The following is a 16789-nucleotide window of genomic DNA, read 5'->3' on the forward strand; positions in this document are numbered from 1 at the left end:
TTTGCAGCGGGATAACACGGCCACCATACCACGCCGCCTGGCGGATTGGTATGGCGGCGATGGCCATCACATCAGTGCAACAGGACGGGCTGGCTCATGAGGGAATCGTAGCTGCCCAAGAATTCATCGATCTCTTCCATGCTCGGTTCGCTGGCGATCAATTCCGTGACGTCGCGGCGGAAGTTTTGCGCAAGGATGCCGGCGATAAACGTTTCTCGCTTGCCCCCCTTGTCGACGATTTCATAGCCGCCAAAGCGCAGGGCTTCCAGGTCGCCATCGACGCCGAATTCCACGACGCTATATTGTTCGCTGTTATAGATCAGGTTCATTTTGCATCCTTCGCTCAAGCAAGAGAAACTCTTGCGGTTTCAGGACAGAGGTGGGGTTCCCACACCGCCATTTCAAGCGGCAATGCCACCCTGCGGGCTACAGAGTTGTAACGAGATGCAAACTGCGACTGCGGTAAGACGATCAGGAAACTACGCTGAGGAAACAATCAAGTCCGGTTCCAGCGCCAGCAGGACATCGTAGGGACTGGCGGTCAGCCAGGTGCGCAGCTGTTCGATGTGCGAGGCGTCGGCCAGGCTGATGAACAGGCGCGCGGGTGGATGGCGCAGCAGACGATTTAATGTTACACGCAATACGAGATTGCCGCTGCAGCACAGGCAACCGGGCGCGATGCGCAACAGTTGCAATGGAAACGATGGAGGAGGGGAAGTTTGTTCGGCCAGGTCGGCCAGGATGGCGTTGCCGTCGGCGAGCCCCTCGAGGATCACGGCGGTCGCGTGGCCAAGCTGCAAGGCTTGCGCGATGGCCGCTTCGCGCTCGGCGGCGCGACCACCGCTGACCAGGGTCAGCGGCGTCGGACGCCGTACGGCTGACGTCACAGGCCTTTCTTGGCCAGCTTGCCCGGTTCGACGCCCAGCTGTTTCAGTTTGCGGTACAGATGAGTGCGTTCCAGGCCCGTTTTTTCCGCCACGCGGGTCATGCTGCCGCCTTCGCGGCCCAGGTGGTGTTCGAAATACATGCGCTCGAACGCATCGCGCGCCTCGCGCAGCGGCAAGTCGAACGACAGGTTGTAGCCATGGCCTTCGGCCACCGCCGGTACGGCGATGCCTGGGCGCACCATCAGCTGTTGCGGCGCACTGCCGGCAAAGCTGGGCACGGGATGGCTGCTTTCCTCTGCCACCACGGGCGCCACGGGACGCGGCGCCACGCTCGGCGCGCGCACGGTTTCCTGGGCCCGCGTCAAGCCTTGCTGGACCGCCTTCAGCAGTTTTTGCAGGGCAATCGGTTTTTCCAGGAAGTTCATGGCACCGATGCGCGTCGCCTCGACCGCCGTATCGATGGTGGCGTGGCCCGACATCATGATCACCGGCATGGTCAGCAAGCCATCGCGCTGCCACTCCTTGAGCAGGGTGACGCCATCGGTGTCGGGCATCCAGATATCCAGCAATACCAGATCCGGCGCACCGGCGGCACGCGCTTCGCGCGCCTGCTGCGCATTTTCGGCCAGCTGGATAGCATGTCCTTCGTCGCCCAAAATTTCCGAGAGCAACTCACGGATACCCATTTCATCATCCACTACGAGTATGTTTGCCATTCGTGTCTTGCCTTCCTCATTTCGCCGGCCGTCGCGCACAAGATGCACGCGGCGGACAACTATGATTTTATTAGTGTTTTAAATACTAAACCAGACCCTCACGCCAGGAATTCCTGGGCAGGAGTGTCGGGAGCTAACTTTAACAGCAAAATGACCACCGAAGCGCCATTGCCGTCGACCCGGTTCTCGATATCGATGCGTCCGCCGTGTTCATCGATAATTTTCTTGACCATCGCCAGGCCCAATCCCGTGCCGCGGGCCTTCGAGGTCACATACGGCTCGAACGCGCGCGCCAGGATTTTTGGCGCAAAACCAGGACCATTGTCCGTGATGGCCAGCCGCACGGCGATATTCACGCCGCCGTCCGCACTGCGATAATGAATTGCTTCCGTCCTTACGTCAATCCGCGGATGCGGCGAGTCCGGCGGCAGGTCGGCCATGGCGTCCTGCGCGTTCTGCAGCAGGTTGTGAATCACCTGGCGCAACTGAGTCGGATCGCCCATCACCATCGGCAGATTCGCCGCCAGCAGCGGGTGGATGATGTCGCCATCGTCGCCGCGCAGGTACAGGTTCAGTATCTCTTCGATCAGCTCGTTCAGGCGCAGCGGCACGAGCACGGCCGGCGGCGTGCGCGCATAGTCGCGGAAGTCGTCGACCATGCGCTTCATCGCGTCGACCTGCTTGACGATGGTGGTGGTGGCGCGGCTGAGCAGGTCCGCATCGGGCTGCTCCAGCTTGCCTTCGAGCTTCATCTGCAGGCGCTCGGCCGACAGCTGGATGGGTGTAAGCGGATTCTTGATTTCATGCGCGAGGCGGCGCGCCACCTCGCCCCAGGCGATCGAGCGCTGCGCGGAAATGACGTCGGAAATATCATCGAACACGACGATGTAGCCGCTGCCCGACTCCAGCGGCAGGCGCGAGCCGCGCGCCAGCAGGGTGATGTCATGCTCGTCGGCACTGCTGCCCAGGCGACGCGGAATCTCGATCTGCCGCTGCCAGTGCAGGCGCTGCTGGTTGCGGCCCGATGCCGATTGCGCGCTTTGCGCCGTGAAGGCGCTGATGATGGCGCCGCCAAACTCTTCCATTCCAGCAATATGCGCCAGCGGCTGGCCCACCATGCTCGTGCCCGAATGCTGGAGGATGCGCTCGACCGACTCGTTGCAAGTCACCAGCTTGAAGTCGCCGTCGAGCACCATCACGCCGGCCGACATGTTCGCCAGCACCGATTCCAGGTGGGCCTTGGCGTTTTGCAGCGCGGCGCGGTTGCTTTCCACGGCCGTGCGCGCATCGAGCAGCTGGCGCGTCATGATGTTGAACGACTGCGTCAAGGTGCCCAGTTCATCCTTGGTAGCGACGATGGGACGCGGCGACAAGTCGCCCTCGGCCACGGCGCGCGTACCTTCAGCCAGCAGCAGCAGTGGCTGGGCCAAATTGCCCGCGATCAGGAAAGCGCTGCCGATGGCGCCAAAGATGGCCAGCAGCAAGGTCAAGGTGAGGATTTCCATGTACATCTTGCGCAGACCCACGCGCGCGACGAAACGTTCCTTGTATTCGCTGTAGGCGGCGCGCAGCACTTCGCCATTCGTCGCCAGCTTGGGCGGCACGGCCTGCAGCAGTTGCAGGTAGCGGGGCGAGACGGACGGCCCCGGCACGGCCACCAGCACGCGCAGGCGCAGGCTGGCCGCCGTTTCCAGCGACGCCGGCAGGCCCGAGCGGAAACCGCCGCCGCCCGACTCCGTGCCATCGTCGTGCAATTCCAGCCCCCCTTCGGCCGAGGCATAGCCGGCCGGCGAGGCCGCCTGCACCAGCATGGCCGGCGTCGGCAAGTCGGCCGCACTGTGCGGTCCGGCGCTGGCCAGCAGCACGCCGTCGCCACTGACGAGCATGGCATTTTGCATGCCCTCTTCGCGCAGCAGGCTGGTCAGCACGGCCGGGCCGGCCACCGGGTCGGCGCCCATTTCTTCGACCGCCTTGTGGCCCCGGTGGTCGAGCTCGACCAAGGCCGCATCGAGACCGGCACGGCCCAGCTCAATCCCCGATTCCAGCGCCGCTTCGATCTTGACGTTGAACCAGGATTCGATGGAATGGGAGACGAATTGCACGGAGACAAGGAAAATCACGAGACCCGGCAGGATGCCGACGGCGGCGAACAGCATCACCAGGCGCGTCATCAGCTTGGAGCCGAACTTGCCGCTCTTGTAGCGCGCGTACAGGCGGGCCAGGGAAATGCCCACCAGCGCCAGCAGGGACACGGCCACGGCCGCGTTCAGGCCCAGCAGCCAGGTGTAGTAACGGTCGAAAAAGCCGGAATTGTCGGAAGCCGACGCCAGCAGGAACAGCAGGATACTGACAATGCCGCCGCCCACCACCAGCAGATAGCGCAATGCTTGACTCACTACTCCGCCGTATACAAGAAGGTTTTTTTATTCGAAGCCAGGCGCCAGTCGCTGTTATTGAAGGCATTGACCTGTATCGGCTTGGGCAGGTAATCGCGGTCCATGCCCATGCGCAAGGTGACGTTATACGTCTGCCCCACTTTCAGCGCGCCGCGCGGCGCCACCAGCCAGCGGCTGGGACGGCGGATCAGGAACAGCGCATCGTCGAGCGTGGGAAAGCTTTGCTGCAAGCCGCCGCCCGACACATGATACTGGCGCGTGAGCACGTTGTACGACAGCCGGCTGGTCTGGCGCGCGACGATGGCCTTTTCATCGAACCAGTACCAGCGGGGCCGGGTCAGTTCGATTTCCGTCGTGAAAAACAGGGGTACGCCATGCTGCACGGCATCATCGAGGTCGTGATTGAGCTCGAAGGAATACGTGGCGGCCAGCTTGTAGCCCTCTTCGCTAGCCTCGATGTAGGCACGGGTGATCTCGACCATATCGGCGGCATGCGCGCGTGGCATGGTACATGCCAGCATCAGCAGCAGGGCCAGGAGTCGGAAGAGTCGTGTTGTCACAGGTGTGCCGGTGTAGTCCGTAGGATAAGGTTCGACGAATCGCTCAAGCCGCATTTTTTTGGAATAGCGCATAGAACAAACCGTCGTGGTCCTGCTCCGCGCTGCCGGTCGGCAACAGCTGGCCAGGCGCTGTCAATCGGGTCGCATTATTGCGCACCGCAAATGCCGCCGCCTGTGCCTCGGACTCCTGCGGCCACAATGAACATGTCACGAACAGCAATTTACCATCGGGGCGCAGCATCTGCCACAGGTTGTCCAGAATTTTGGATGAAAGTGTTGCAAGTTGGAACGCGTCGCCCTTGCGGCGCAACCAGCGGATATCGGGATGGCGGCGCACGATGCCCGAGGCCGTGCACGGCACGTCGGCCAGGATGCGGTCGTACTGCTGGCCGTCCCACCACGCGCTCGATTGCGCATCCTGCGCCTTCAGGGTGGCGTCCAGGCCCAGGCGCTCGAGGTTTTCCGCGATGCGCGGCAAACGCTTGGCGTCCGCGTCGATGGCGGTCACCTGCACGTCGGCCAGTTCCAGGATGTGGCAGGTCTTGCCGCCCGGCGCCGCGCAAGCATCGAGCACGCGCATGCCGTCCTGCAAGTCCAGCAGCGGTGCGGCCAGTTGCGCGCCAGCATCCTGCACGGAAACGACGCCCTGCTCGAAGCCGGGAATCAAGGCCACGCCGATCGGCTTGTCCAGGCGCACGGCGAACGCTCCTACCTGGCGCGCGGCGATGCCCGCTTCCTGCAGCACGGCCAGGTAGGCTTCGACCGTGCTCTTGCGGCGATTCACGCGCAAGGTCAATGGCGGCACGGCGTTGCCGGCCGTCAAAATGGCTTGCCAGTCGCGCGGATAGGCCAGGCGCAGCGAGTCGATCCACCACTGCGGATAATTCCATTGCGCCAACGGCTGCTGCAGGGCCGCTTCCAGCAAGGATTTGCGCTCGCGCAAGAAACGGCGCAAGACGGCGTTGACCATGCCCTTGGCGTGCGCCAGGTCAGGGTGCGAGGTGGCGACGGTGACGGCCTGGTCGACCACCGTGAATTCCTCATACGGCTGCTCGCCCGGCTCGGCCGACATCAAGGACAGCGCGCAGCACAGCAAGGCCGCGAGCATCGGCGGCTCGGGCGCCTTCGACGTCATCAGGCCGACGAGGGTTTCGCTGCGGCCCAGCTGGCGCATGGTACGGTAGGAAATATCCTGGATGGCGCCGCGCGCCTGCGGGCTGGCGTTCGATTGCGTAAACACCTTGGCCAGCGCCTGCGGCAGGGCCGTGCCCGTGCGCACTTGCGCCACGGCATTGGCCGCGCCCAGCAGGCAAAACGCCAGCGAGTCGGCGCGCAAATCGGGTTGGAAGCCTGGCTGCAAGACCGGCTTCAGGTCGGGATGGTAGCTGGGACGCAATTTCGGTGCGGCAGGAGCCTGGCCTGGCGCCGGCTTGGTTTTCAATTTCAGCGTGGGGCGCTTGTTCATAGTTATCCGGTGTGGCTGCGCGCGGCGGGCTGCATGGAGGCAAAGTCGCGGCCGCACGTCATCAATAAAGGGTCGATTGTAGCGTTTGTGGCGCCCTCTGGCCCAAGCGATTGCAGCGATACATGTAAATTGCGGCAAAAAACTGCATATATACAAGCAGAATGCGCCATGCTGATGTTTTCGCGCACCAACATGGGCATGCTGTCCTGATAATATCGTGAAACGCGCCAGCACGGGAACACTGCCGGCTGGCGTATTGTTCCCGGCAGCAAACCAGTATAATTAACGCAGTCTGGGCGGCTTGTGTACTTGCCGTCCGTTTTGCTTTTTGATTCATTCTATTCATTCTTAACGCGGTTCCACCGCCATCCTGCTCATGCTCGCCCAACAGAAACAAGAAATCATCGCCCTGTTCCAGGCCGCCCTCGCTCCCGTCCTGGCCGGCACTACGCTCGAGCCTACCGTGGTGCTCGAGCGACCACGCGATGCATCGCATGGCGACGTCGCCTGCAATATCGCCATGCAACTGGCCAAGCAGCTGAAACAGAATCCCCGCGAACTGGCGCAAACCATCGTGACGGCCGTGCTGGCCAACCCGGCCGGCAAGGGTCTGGTCGAGGCAGTGGAAATCGCCGGTCCCGGCTTCATCAACGTGCGCGTGTCAAACGCCGCCAAGCAGGCCGTCGTGAAAACCATCCTGAGCGAAGCCGACAGCTATGGCCGCAGCACGGCAGGCGCCGGCAGGCAAGTCATCCTGGAATTCGTCTCGGCCAACCCGACCGGTCCGCTGCACGTGGGCCACGGCCGCCAGGCGGCCCTGGGCGACGCCCTGTCCTCGCTGTTCGACGCACAAGGCTACCAGGTGACGCGCGAGTTCTACTATAACGACGCGGGCGTGCAGATCCAGACCCTGGCCAACTCCGTGCAGGCGCGCGCGCGCGGCTTCAAGCCCGGCGACGCCGAATGGCCCGAGTCCGCCTACAACGGCGACTACATCGCCGATATCGCCAACGACTTCAAGGCCGGCAAGACCGTCTCGGCCAGCGATGGCCAGCCAGCCACGGCCAACGGCAACGTGGAAGACATCGATTCAATCCGCCCGTTCGCCGTCACCTACCTGCGCAACGAGCAGGACATCGACTTGCAAGCCTTCGGCGTGAAGTTCGACAATTACTACCTGGAATCGTCGCTGTACGCGGACGGCAAGGTCAACAGCGCCGTGGAAACCCTGATCAAGGCCGGCCATACCTACGAGCAGGATGGCGCGCTGTGGCTGCGCACCACCGACTTCGGCGACGACAAGGACCGCGTGATGCGCAAGACGGACGGCACCTACACGTATTTCGTGCCCGACGTCGCGTATCACCTGGCGAAATGGCAGCGCGGCTTCGTGCAGGCCATCAATATCCAGGGCAGCGACCACCACGGCACCATCGCCCGCGTGCGCGCCGGCCTGCAAGCCGTCGACATGGGCATCCCGCAAGGCTACCCCGACTACGTGCTGCACAAGATGGTCACCGTCATGAAGGACGGCGAAGAGGTCAAGATCTCGAAGCGCGCCGGCTCCTACGTGACCGTGCGCGACCTGATCGAATGGTCGGGCGGCGGCGACATCGCCAAGGGCCGCGACGCCGTGCGCTTCTTCCTGATCTCGCGCAAGGCCGACACGGAATTCGTCTTCGACGTCGACGTGGCGCTGAAAACCACCGATGAAAACCCCGTCTATTACGTGCAGTACGCGCATGCGCGCATCTGCCGCATCCTGGAAAACTGGGGCGGCGATGAAAGCACGGTTGCCGGCGTTGATTTGTCCCCACTCACGGCGCCGACGGAAGCGACCCTGCTGGCGACCCTGGCCGCCTACCCGGAAATGCTGGCGCGCGCGCAAGCGGAACTGGGACCGCATCAAGTCGCCTTCTACCTGCGCGACCTGGCCGCCAACCTGCACAGCTTCTACTTCGCCGAAAAAGTGCTGGTCGAGGACGAAGCCGTCAAGATGGCCCGCCTGGCTCTCGTCATCGCCGCGCGCCAGGTATTGCGCAACGGCCTGGCACTGATCGGCGTGTCCGCGCCAAACAAAATGTAATCGCGAAGGTCAAACCGTCAATGAATCATGTTTCCCGCTTCTCTTCGACCCGGCGCCAGCAGGGCAACACCCTGGTCGGCATCATCATCGGCCTGGTCATCGGCCTTGGCATCGCCGTCGTGGTCGCCCTGGTGATCACCAAGGGCGCCTCGCCGTTCACCGACAAGTCGGGCAAGGCCGGCAAATCGGCCGAACCGACGGCCGGCCAGATCGCCGACCCGAACAAGCCGATGTACGGCAACAAGGAAGCGGCCAAGGAAGCGGCGCGCGACTTCTCCAAGGAGCCACGCGAGATCGTCACGCCGACGCAGCCTGCCGCACCGGCGCCAGCGCCAGCGCAGCAACCGAAGGCGCCGCCACCGGATGCGCTGCAGGAATTGATCGGTACGTTGAAAGACAAGCCGGCGCCGAAAACGCCAGCGGCGGCACCAGCGGCGGCACCAGCACCGCAAGCGAAGGCCGACGTGAAAGAAGCCAAGGCCGATGCAGCCAGCGACAAATGGATTTATTATCTGCAGGCTGGCGCCTTCCATGACATGTCGGACGCCGAAAGCACGCGCGGCAAACTGGCGCTGCTCGGCTTCGAAGCGGCCATCAGCGACCGCAGCACCGATGCCGGCGTGCTGCACCGCGTGCGCGTCGGGCCGTTCAACCAGCTCGAAGCGATGAACCGCGCGCGCACCAAACTGTCTGAAAACGGCATCGATGTCGCCGTCGTCCGCAACCAAAAATAAGGAACCAGCATGCGTTTTCTGAAGAACATCCTGATCGCCGCCGCACTGTGCACCGCCGCCATGGGCGCATCGGCCTCGCCGGCCGACCCGAAAAACGGCGTCGAATACGAAACCCTGCCCACGCCGCAGGCGACGGAATCGGGCAAGAAAATCGAAGTGACGGAATTCTTCGCCTATTACTGCCCGCATTGCAACGTGCTCGAACCGCAATTGGCCGCCTGGGTCAAGAAACAGGGCGACAATATCGTCTTCAAGCGCGTGCACGTGTCGCGCGATGAAAGCGTGGCGCCGCAGCAGCGGCTGTTCTTCACCCTGCAAGCCATGGGCCTGGTCGACAAGCTGCACACCAGCGTCTTCCACGCCATGCACGTGGAACGCAACCGCCTGAATACCGACGACGCCGTCTTCGACTTCGTCGCCAAGCAGGGCGTGGACCGCCAGAAGTTCATCGACACCTACCGCTCGATGGGCATCTCGGCCCGCGTGCGCCGTGCGGACGCCATGATGCAGGGCTATAACGTCACGTTCTGGCCCATGATCGCCATCGATGGCCGCTACATCACGTCGCCTTCGCAAGCCGATCAGGGCAGCAAGTCGGCCAAGAACGAAGAGCAGCTGAACGCCCAGGCGCTCACCGTGATGGACGTGCTGGTCGCGAAAGCCAAAGCGGAAAAGAAATAAGCATGGCCACTTCCCTGGCGCGCCCGGGCATCGCCTGATGCATCGCGTTTTCATCACGGGCGCGTCGAGCGGATTGGGCGCCGCCCTGGCGCTGCGGTACGCGCGCCAGGGCGCCCAATTGGGCTTGCTGGCCCGCCGCGGCGACACACTGCGGCAACTGATCGCTTCCCTGCCCCACCCTGAACGCCACCGCGCCTACGCCGTCGATGTCTGCGACCACGCCGCCCTGAAAAGCGCGGCCGATGACTTCATCGCCCATGCCGGCGGCATCGACGTCGTCATCGCCAGCGCCGGCGTATCCTACGGCACCCTGAGCGAGCACGCGGAAGACCTCGACGCCTTCGCCCGCCTCATGGCCATCAACGTCACGGCCACCGTCGCCACCTTCGCGCCCTTCATCGCCGCCATGAAAAGCCAGGGCAGCGGACGCCTGGTGGGCATCGGCAGCGTGGCAGGTATCCGCGGCCTGCCCGGCGCCGAAGCCTACAGCGCCTCGAAGGCGGCCGTCATCAGCTACTGCGAATCGCTGCGCCTGGAATTGAAACCGGCCGGCATCAAGGTCGTCACCATCACGCCCGGCTACATCGACACGCCGATGACGCGCCACAACGCCTACCGCATGCCCTTTTTGATGCCGGCCGAAAAATTCGCCGCACGCGCCGCGCGTGCCATCGCCGACGGCGACAGCTACCGCGTGATCCCGTGGCAGATGGGCCTCGTCGCCAAGCTGCTGCGCGCGCTGCCCAATGCCGTGTACGACCGGGCCTTCGCGAATGCGCCGCACAAGGCGCGCAACTGACCCTATTACCATGACGAAGCACTCAGACTTGAACAGCGCGGCCATCGCCGCCCATTGCGCCACCGGCGCCTCCCACGTGGCCATCGAAGTGGTCGATGAAACGGGATCGACCAACGCCGACCTGCTGGCGCGCTGCGCCACCCTGGCCGTCCCCACCCTGCGCATCGCGGGACAACAGACGGCCGGACGGGGGCGCGCCGGACGGCCGTGGGTGTCGCAGGCGGACGCCAGCCTGATGTTCTCGCTGGCCTGGCGCTTCAAGGGACCGCTGCATCAACTGGTGGGATTGCCGCTGGCCGTCGGCGTGGCGCTGGCCGAAACCATGTCCTCGCTGGGCGTGCCGGTGCAGCTGAAGTGGCCGAACGACATGCTCAAGGATGGCCATAAACTGGCAGGCATCCTCGTCGAAACGCAGCAGGCGCCCGACGGCGGCGTGTGGGCCGTCATCGGCTGCGGCATCAATCTGCTGATGCCCGATGCGCTGGAACGGCAGATCGGCCGCAGCGTCTCGGCCGTGCCCTGGCTGGCGCAGATGGAACGCAATACCCTGGTGGCGGCGCTGCTCAGCCGCCTGGCCGGCGTGCTGGCCGAATTCGACGACACGGGCTTTGCGCCGTTTACGGAGCGCTGGAACCTGCTGCATGCATGGCAGGGCCAGCACGTGAAAATCCTCGACAATGGCCAGCTGCTGCAGCAAGGCGTGGCGGCCGGCGTGGATCACCTGGGCCGCCTGCTGCTGCGCACCGATGGCGGCCTGCAGGAAGTCATGTCCGGCGACGTATCCTTGCGCCTGCTGGGAGAGTAAGCACATGCTGCTGCTGATCGACGCCGGCAACACGCGCATCAAATGGGCACTCGTGGCCGCCGACAGTGCCGCTGGCGGCTGGCTGGCCAGCGGCGCCGTCGCGCATGCGCAGATCGACACCCTGGCCGCGCAATGGGCGCAACTGGCCATCCATGAGGCGCTGCTGTCGAACGTGGCGGGCGCCAATATCGGCACGCGCCTGCGCGCCATGCTGCCGGTCGCGCCGCGTAACTTTACCTCGCTGCCGCAGCTGGCGGGCCTCACGAACGGCTACCGCGCGCCGTCGCAGCTGGGCTGCGACCGCTTTGCCGCCGCCATCGGCGCGCAGGCGCTGGCGCCTGGCCAGGCCGTCATCGTCGCCAATTGCGGCACGGCCACCACCATCGACGCCATCACGGCCGATGGCGTTTTCCTCGGCGGGATGATCTTGCCGGGACTGGGACTGATGGCCAGTTCGCTGGCGCGCAACACGGCGCAGCTGCCGCAAATCGCCAGCGACGCCATGCTGCCGGCCGGCTTTGCCGACAACACGGACGATGCCATCCTCTCCGGCTGCCTGGCCGCGCAGGCGGGGGCCATCGAACGCGCCGTGCGCATGCACGGCGCCAGCGCCTGCCTGCTGTCTGGCGGTGCCGCACCGCGCATCGCACCGGCCCTGGCGCTGGCGGTACCGCTGCACCTGGTCGATAATATCGTCATGATCGGCCTGCAGGCGGCCGCGCGCGCCGGGGCCGCAGGAACACAAGGAAACCACGTATGCTGAAATTCGTCTTCGGGCTGCTGGCCGGCGTCAACCTGCTGGTGCTGGCCATCGGCCAGGGTTATCTGGGCAGTTTTCGCACCGAGACGCGCGAACCGGCGCGCCTGAAAAACCAGCTGCAGGCGAGCAAGCTCACCTTGCTGACGCAGGAGCAGGCCACGGCGCCTGTCGCGCTACCAGCAGCCGAAGGCGCGGCAGCGGCAGCACCAGCGGCAGCGGCAGCACCAGCGGCGCCGCCATCGTATGCGTGCACGGAAGTGGGCAATTTCCTGCTGGCCGACGGCCGCCGCTTCGAAGCGCAAGCGGCGGCGCTGGACCTGGGCGACCGCCAGTCGCGCCGCAACGTGGCCGGCCAGGACATTTCCAGCTACATGGTGTATATCCCGCCGCAGGGCAGCAAGGAAGGCGCCGACCGCAAGGCCGGCGAATTGAAGCAGCTGGGCGTGACGAATTACTTCATCATGAACGAAAGCAGCCCGCTGCGCTGGGGCATTTCACTGGGCGTATTCAAGTCGGAAACGAGCGCGCAAAGCCAGCTGGCAATGCTCAACAAACAGGGTGTGCACAGCGCCCGCGTCGCGCCGCGCTACAGCGCCAGCAAGCAATTCGCTTACCAGTTCCGCGACCTCGACGCGGCCACGCGCGCACGGCTGGAGAAAATCAAGGCGCAGTTCCCGGAGCAGGAACTGCGCTCCTGTAAATGACTGCTGACAATTGCGTCGGGTTACGGTGCCTTGCGCCTCATCCGGCCTACGCTTATCTTTCGATGACGATGGGCTTGATGCCCGTCGATTCCGGCAAATTCGCCGCCGCACGTGCCGCCTCGGCACGGCTGGAGAACGGTCCGCCGTACAGGCGAAACAGGTTACCTGCCTGCACCACGCCCAGCGTACCCAAGGCTGCCGCGTACGGCGCCAGGCGCGAACGCCCCGATTCCGCATTGTCGGCGCGCGAGTAGGCGCCCAGCTGCAAATAGAAGCCGCTGGCCAGCGCCGCCGGAGCAGGCATCGCCACCGTCGCATCGACGGGCAGCATCTGCGACGCCACTTCCGGCTGCACCACAGCGCCCGTTTCCACGGGCGTATCGATGGAAATGGCCACCACCGACGGCACCGGCTTTGGCGCCGCACGGGCCGCCAGAATGGCATCGATATCGGCCGGCAGCAGGCGCTCGACGACCACCTGGTGGCTGCCCTTGCCCAGGAAGCCCAGTTTCAGCGCCGCCGTATAGGACACGTCGATGACGCGCGTGGCGTGGAACGGGCCGCGGTCGTTGATGCGCACGATCACCTGCTGGCCGCTGTCGATGCTCGTCACGCGCGCATACGATGGAATCGGCAAGGTCGGGTGGGCCGCCGTCATCTTGTACATATCGTAGATTTCGCCCGACGAGGTACGCTGGCCATGGAACTTCTTGCCATACCAGGTGCCCGTGCCCTTCTGCTTGAACGGTTCGTTGTCGGTGATCGGCGTGTAGGTCTTGCCGAAGACGACATACGGGCGGTTCGAGCGCGTCGAATACGGCTCGTTGCGCACTTCCGCATCGGGCACGTCGCGCAGGTTGGCGGGCGGATTGTCGCCCGGACCGTCATCCTTATAGTAGCCGCCGCGCCCGGAGCCGGCCGCCGGCAATACCGGCAAGGTGGGATCCTGGCGCACGGGCACCTTGACCTTGCCGCCGGATGGCAGCGGCACGTTATTCGATGCGGGCTTTTGCGGCGTGGTGCCGCAGGCGGCCAGGGTCAGCAAGACCGCCAGGCTCAATCCGCGCATGGCGAAGATGTCGAAAGGCGCCCGCATCAGGTCTGCACCAGCTTGCGGTGGCGCTGAATACTCATCAGGATACCGGTGGCCACGCCCAGGGTCAGCAGCGCGGTGCCGCCATAGCTGAGGAATGGGAGGGGGACGCCGACCACCGGCACGATGCCGCTGACCATGCCCATGTTTACAAAGGCGTACGTAAAGAAAATCATAGTTATCGCTCCTGCCAGCAGGCGAGTGAAAAAACTGGGGGCGTTGGCGGCGATCATCATCCCCCGTCCCACCAGCAGCAAATACATCAGCATCAGGATCAAGTTACCGACCAGGCCGAATTCCTCGGAATATACGGCAAAAATAAAATCGGTCGTGCGCTCCGGAACGAATTCCAGGTGGGCCTGCGTGCCGTGCGTCCAGCCCTTGCCCGTCATGCCGCCGGAACCGATGGCGATGATGGACTGGATGATATGGAAGCCCTTGCCCAGCGGGTCCTTGGTCGGGTCGATCAGCATCATCACGCGGTCGCGCTGGTAATCATGCAGGTGCGACCAGGCGATCGGCAGGCAGGAAACAAAGGTGATCAGCAAGCCGGCCAGCACCTTCCACGACAGGCCGGCCAGGAAGATGACGGTAAAGCCGGCCGCCACCACCAGCAGCGCCGTGCCCAGGTCGGGCTGGCGCGCGATCAGGTAGACGGGCACCAGCAGCAGCACGGCCGCCATCAGGAACGACTTCCAGCGCAGGGCGCCCGCATTATGCTGGAAGAACCAGGCCAGCATCAGCGGCGTGGCGATCTTCAGGAATTCGGACGGCTGGATATCGATCACGCCGATATGCAGCCAGCGCCGCGCACCGAGCTTGATGGTGCCGAACAGCGCCACGGCCACCAGCAGGATCACCGATACCGTGTACACGGGCACGGCGATGCGCATCATCATCTGCGGCGTGACGTTGGCCGCCACCCACATGACGAAAAAGCACAGCAGGATGTTGCGCAGGTGATCCTCGATCTTGCCGGGGATGCCGATGCTGGCCGAATACAGGGTCAGCAAGCTGGTACTGAGCAGCATCAGGATGATGATCATCAGCGGCGGATCGAACACCGCCAGGTAGGGTTTGGCGCGCCGCCACAGCGAGCGCCTCTCGTTAATGGGCATGTGCTTCCTTATTGCCTGGCAGGTGCCGGGGCGGCCTGCTCGTCCGTGATTTCTTCCAGGGTGCGCACTTCGTCGACATCTTCCTTGGGCACCTTGGTGGTGTCCTTTTCCTTGTCGCTCGGGCGCTTGCCCAGCAGGTAGTAGTCGAGCGCCTTGCGCGCGATCGGAGCGGCCACGCCGGCGCCGAAGCCCGCGTTTTCCACCACGATGGCGATCGCGATACGCGGCTTGTCGGCCGGCGCGAAGGCCGTAAACAGGGCGTTGTCGCGCAGGCGCTCGGCCAGCAGCTTGGCATTGTACTTCTCGTTTTTCTTGATGCCCACCACCTGCGCCGTACCCGTCTTGCCGCCCACCGTGTACTGCACGCCGGTGAAGATGCGCGCGGCCGTGCCGCCCTGCTCGCTCGTCACGCCCACCATGGCGCGCTTGATGGTGTCGATGTTTTCCTGCTTGAGCGGAATGCGGTAGCTTTCCTTGGGCACCGTCAATGTACGCGCACGCGTGGCCGCGTCTTCGATGATCTTCACCAGATGCGGCTTCATCACCACGCCGTTATTGGCCAGGTTGGCTGTCGCGTGGGCGATCTGCAGCGGCGTGTAGGAATTGTAGCCGGAGCCGTTACTCACCGAAATCGTGTCGCCGCCCACCCATTTTTTCTGCTGCGGCGTCTTGAAGCGGTTGCGCTTCCATTCCGTCGACGGCAGCACGCCCGTCTTTTCGTTATTCAGGTCGATGCCCGTCAGCTGGCCGAAGCCGAACGGCTTCATGAAGTCGTGAATGGCGTCGATGCCCATGTCGCGGCCCAGCTGATAGTAATAGGTGTTGCACGAGACGACGATGGATTTGTGCATGTCCACCGTGCCATGGCCGCCCACCTTGTCGTCGCGGAAGGTGTGCCCGCCGAGGATGAAGAAACCGGGATCGGAAATCGACTGGCTCGGCGTACGCTTGCCCAGTTCCAGTGCGGCCAGCGCCATGAATGGCTTGAAAGTCGAGCCGGGCGCGTAGGTGCCGGACAGGGGACGGTTGACCATCGGCCGGTCCAGCGAGGTATTGAGTTCGTTCCAGCTTTGCTGGTCGATGCCGTCGACGAACAGATTCGGGTCGTAGCCGGGCTTGGACACGTAGGCGAGGATGTCGCCCGTGGCCGGGTCGATGGCCACGGCCGCGCCGCGCCATTCGCCGAACGCTTCCTCGACCACTTTTTGCAGTTCGATGTCGATCGACAGGATCAGGTTGTTGCCGGGGGTGGCCGCCGTGCGCGACAAGGTGCGCATGGCGCGCCCGCCGGCCGACACTTCCACTTCTTCGTAGCCGGTGGTGCCGTGCAGCTGCTTTTCGTAGCTTTTTTCCAGGCCTTCCTTGCCGATATGGTCGGTGCCATTGTAGTTGGCCGCGTCCTCGCCCTCTTCCAGCGCCTTGGATTCATTGCGGTTGATGCGGCCGATGAAGCCCACCACGTGCGAGGCCACTTCGCCCATCGGATACTGGCGGAACAATCGCGCCTGCACCTCGACGCCGGGGAAGCGGAAACGCTGCGCCGTGAAGCGCGCCACTTCTTCGTCCGTCAAACGCGTGCGCAGCGGCACGCTGACGAAGTTCTTCGATTCTTCCAGCAGCTTCTTGAAGCGGCGGCGGTCCTTGATGTCGATCTGCACCAGGGTCGACAGCTCGTCGATCACGGAATCGAGGCTGGCGCTGAGTTTCGACGGCGTGATTTCCAGCGTATAGGCCGAGTAATTACGCGCCAGGACCACGCCGTTGCGGTCGAGGATCAGGCCCCGCGTGGGCACGATGGGCACCACGGCGATGCGGTTGTCTTCAGCCTTGGTCGCATAGTCCTCGTGCTTGATCACCTGCAGCCAGATGAAGCGCGCCAGCAGCAGCGAAAAGCAGACGAAGACGAGCGCGCCCAGGATGGTCAGGCGCATGCGGAAAAAATGCAGTTCGCGCTCGGTGTTCTTGAGTTCAGTCATGGCAAGCGC

The 16789-nt window shown here is 64.1% G+C and carries 16 protein-coding genes; 7 read left to right on the forward strand and 9 right to left on the reverse strand.

The features are described 5' to 3' along the window. Positions 1–71: 71 nt before the first annotated feature. The 6 genes from ACQ4WO_RS22615 to rsmB all read right to left on the reverse strand — a co-directional run bounded on the left by ACQ4WO_RS22615 (position 72) and on the right by rsmB (position 6024). Complete coding sequence (locus tag ACQ4WO_RS22615) at positions 72–329, reverse strand: BTH_I0359 family protein (protein WP_034749313.1); 258 nt, start codon at positions 327–329, stop codon at positions 72–74. Between the two features lie 150 nt (positions 330–479). Continuing rightward, positions 480–887 (reverse strand): GTPase, encoded by a 408-nt coding sequence (locus tag ACQ4WO_RS22620; protein WP_436483331.1) that lies wholly within the window; start codon positions 885–887, stop codon positions 480–482. Next, the gene (locus tag ACQ4WO_RS22625; RefSeq protein WP_128141245.1) at positions 884–1603 is read right to left on the reverse strand and encodes a response regulator; all 720 of its coding nucleotides are present in this window, start codon (positions 1601–1603) and stop codon (positions 884–886) included. The genes ACQ4WO_RS22620 and ACQ4WO_RS22625 overlap by 4 nt, the downstream gene beginning before the upstream one ends. Positions 1604–1701: 98 nt before the next feature. Then, entirely contained in the window at positions 1702–3999 is a 2298-nt protein-coding gene (locus tag ACQ4WO_RS22630; protein ID WP_436483332.1) for a sensor histidine kinase, read from the reverse strand. Continuing rightward, positions 3999–4505, reverse strand: coding sequence for a DUF4390 domain-containing protein (locus ACQ4WO_RS22635; RefSeq protein ID WP_230537298.1), 507 nt, complete (start codon positions 4503–4505; stop codon positions 3999–4001). Before ACQ4WO_RS22635 ends, ACQ4WO_RS22630 begins: the two co-directional genes overlap by 1 nt. Before the next feature lie 97 nt (positions 4506–4602). Further along, a complete protein-coding gene (gene rsmB, locus ACQ4WO_RS22640; RefSeq protein ID WP_436483333.1) occupies positions 4603–6024 on the reverse strand; it encodes a 16S rRNA (cytosine(967)-C(5))-methyltransferase RsmB in 1422 nt (473 codons plus the stop codon). A gap of 376 nt (positions 6025–6400) precedes the next feature. Between rsmB and argS the strand changes: the two genes are divergently transcribed. Genes argS through ACQ4WO_RS22675 form a run of 7 tightly spaced genes read left to right on the forward strand, consistent with a single transcriptional unit; the run spans position 6401 to position 12593 of the window. Beyond that, positions 6401–8110: an arginine--tRNA ligase gene (gene argS, locus ACQ4WO_RS22645; protein WP_436483334.1), complete on the forward strand. Its 1710-nt coding sequence runs from the start codon at positions 6401–6403 to the stop codon at positions 8108–8110. A gap of 20 nt (positions 8111–8130) precedes the next feature. Next, entirely contained in the window at positions 8131–8844 is a 714-nt protein-coding gene (locus ACQ4WO_RS22650) for an SPOR domain-containing protein (protein ID WP_436483335.1), read from the forward strand. A 9-nt stretch (positions 8845–8853) separates the two neighbouring features. Continuing rightward, a complete protein-coding gene (locus tag ACQ4WO_RS22655) occupies positions 8854–9525 on the forward strand; it encodes a thiol:disulfide interchange protein DsbA/DsbL (protein WP_034749335.1) in 672 nt (223 codons plus the stop codon). Positions 9526–9562: 37 nt separating this feature from the next. Continuing rightward, positions 9563–10324, forward strand: a complete 762-nt coding sequence (locus tag ACQ4WO_RS22660; protein WP_436483336.1) for an SDR family oxidoreductase — start codon at positions 9563–9565, stop codon at positions 10322–10324. Between the two features lie 10 nt (positions 10325–10334). Next, positions 10335–11129: a biotin--[acetyl-CoA-carboxylase] ligase gene (locus ACQ4WO_RS22665; protein ID WP_436483337.1), complete on the forward strand. Its 795-nt coding sequence runs from the start codon at positions 10335–10337 to the stop codon at positions 11127–11129. Positions 11130–11133: 4 nt separating this feature from the next. After that, a complete protein-coding gene (locus ACQ4WO_RS22670; RefSeq protein WP_436483338.1) occupies positions 11134–11892 on the forward strand; it encodes a type III pantothenate kinase in 759 nt (252 codons plus the stop codon). Beyond that, on the forward strand, positions 11886–12593 hold the full coding sequence (locus ACQ4WO_RS22675) for an SPOR domain-containing protein (RefSeq protein WP_436483339.1): 708 nt from the start codon (positions 11886–11888) through the stop codon (positions 12591–12593). The genes ACQ4WO_RS22670 and ACQ4WO_RS22675 overlap by 7 nt, the downstream gene beginning before the upstream one ends. Before the next feature lie 52 nt (positions 12594–12645). Here the strand turns inward: ACQ4WO_RS22675 and ACQ4WO_RS22680 are convergent, their stop codons facing one another. The 3 genes from ACQ4WO_RS22680 to mrdA are packed head-to-tail and all read right to left on the reverse strand — an operon-like array spanning position 12646 to position 16780. Beyond that, complete coding sequence (locus ACQ4WO_RS22680) at positions 12646–13689, reverse strand: septal ring lytic transglycosylase RlpA family protein (RefSeq protein WP_436483340.1); 1044 nt, start codon at positions 13687–13689, stop codon at positions 12646–12648. Beyond that, positions 13689–14804 carry a rod shape-determining protein RodA gene (gene rodA / locus ACQ4WO_RS22685; RefSeq protein WP_034749348.1) on the reverse strand — a complete coding sequence of 372 codons (1116 nt, stop codon included), beginning with the start codon at positions 14802–14804 and terminating at the stop codon, positions 13689–13691. Before rodA ends, ACQ4WO_RS22680 begins: the two co-directional genes overlap by 1 nt. Positions 14805–14812: 8 nt before the next feature. Then, a complete protein-coding gene (gene mrdA / locus ACQ4WO_RS22690) occupies positions 14813–16780 on the reverse strand; it encodes a penicillin-binding protein 2 (protein ID WP_436483341.1) in 1968 nt (655 codons plus the stop codon). Positions 16781–16789: the final 9 nt, after the last annotated feature.

Source organism: Janthinobacterium aestuarii, assembly GCF_051380835.1.
GTDB lineage: Bacteria > Pseudomonadota > Gammaproteobacteria > Burkholderiales > Burkholderiaceae_D > Janthinobacterium > Janthinobacterium aestuarii.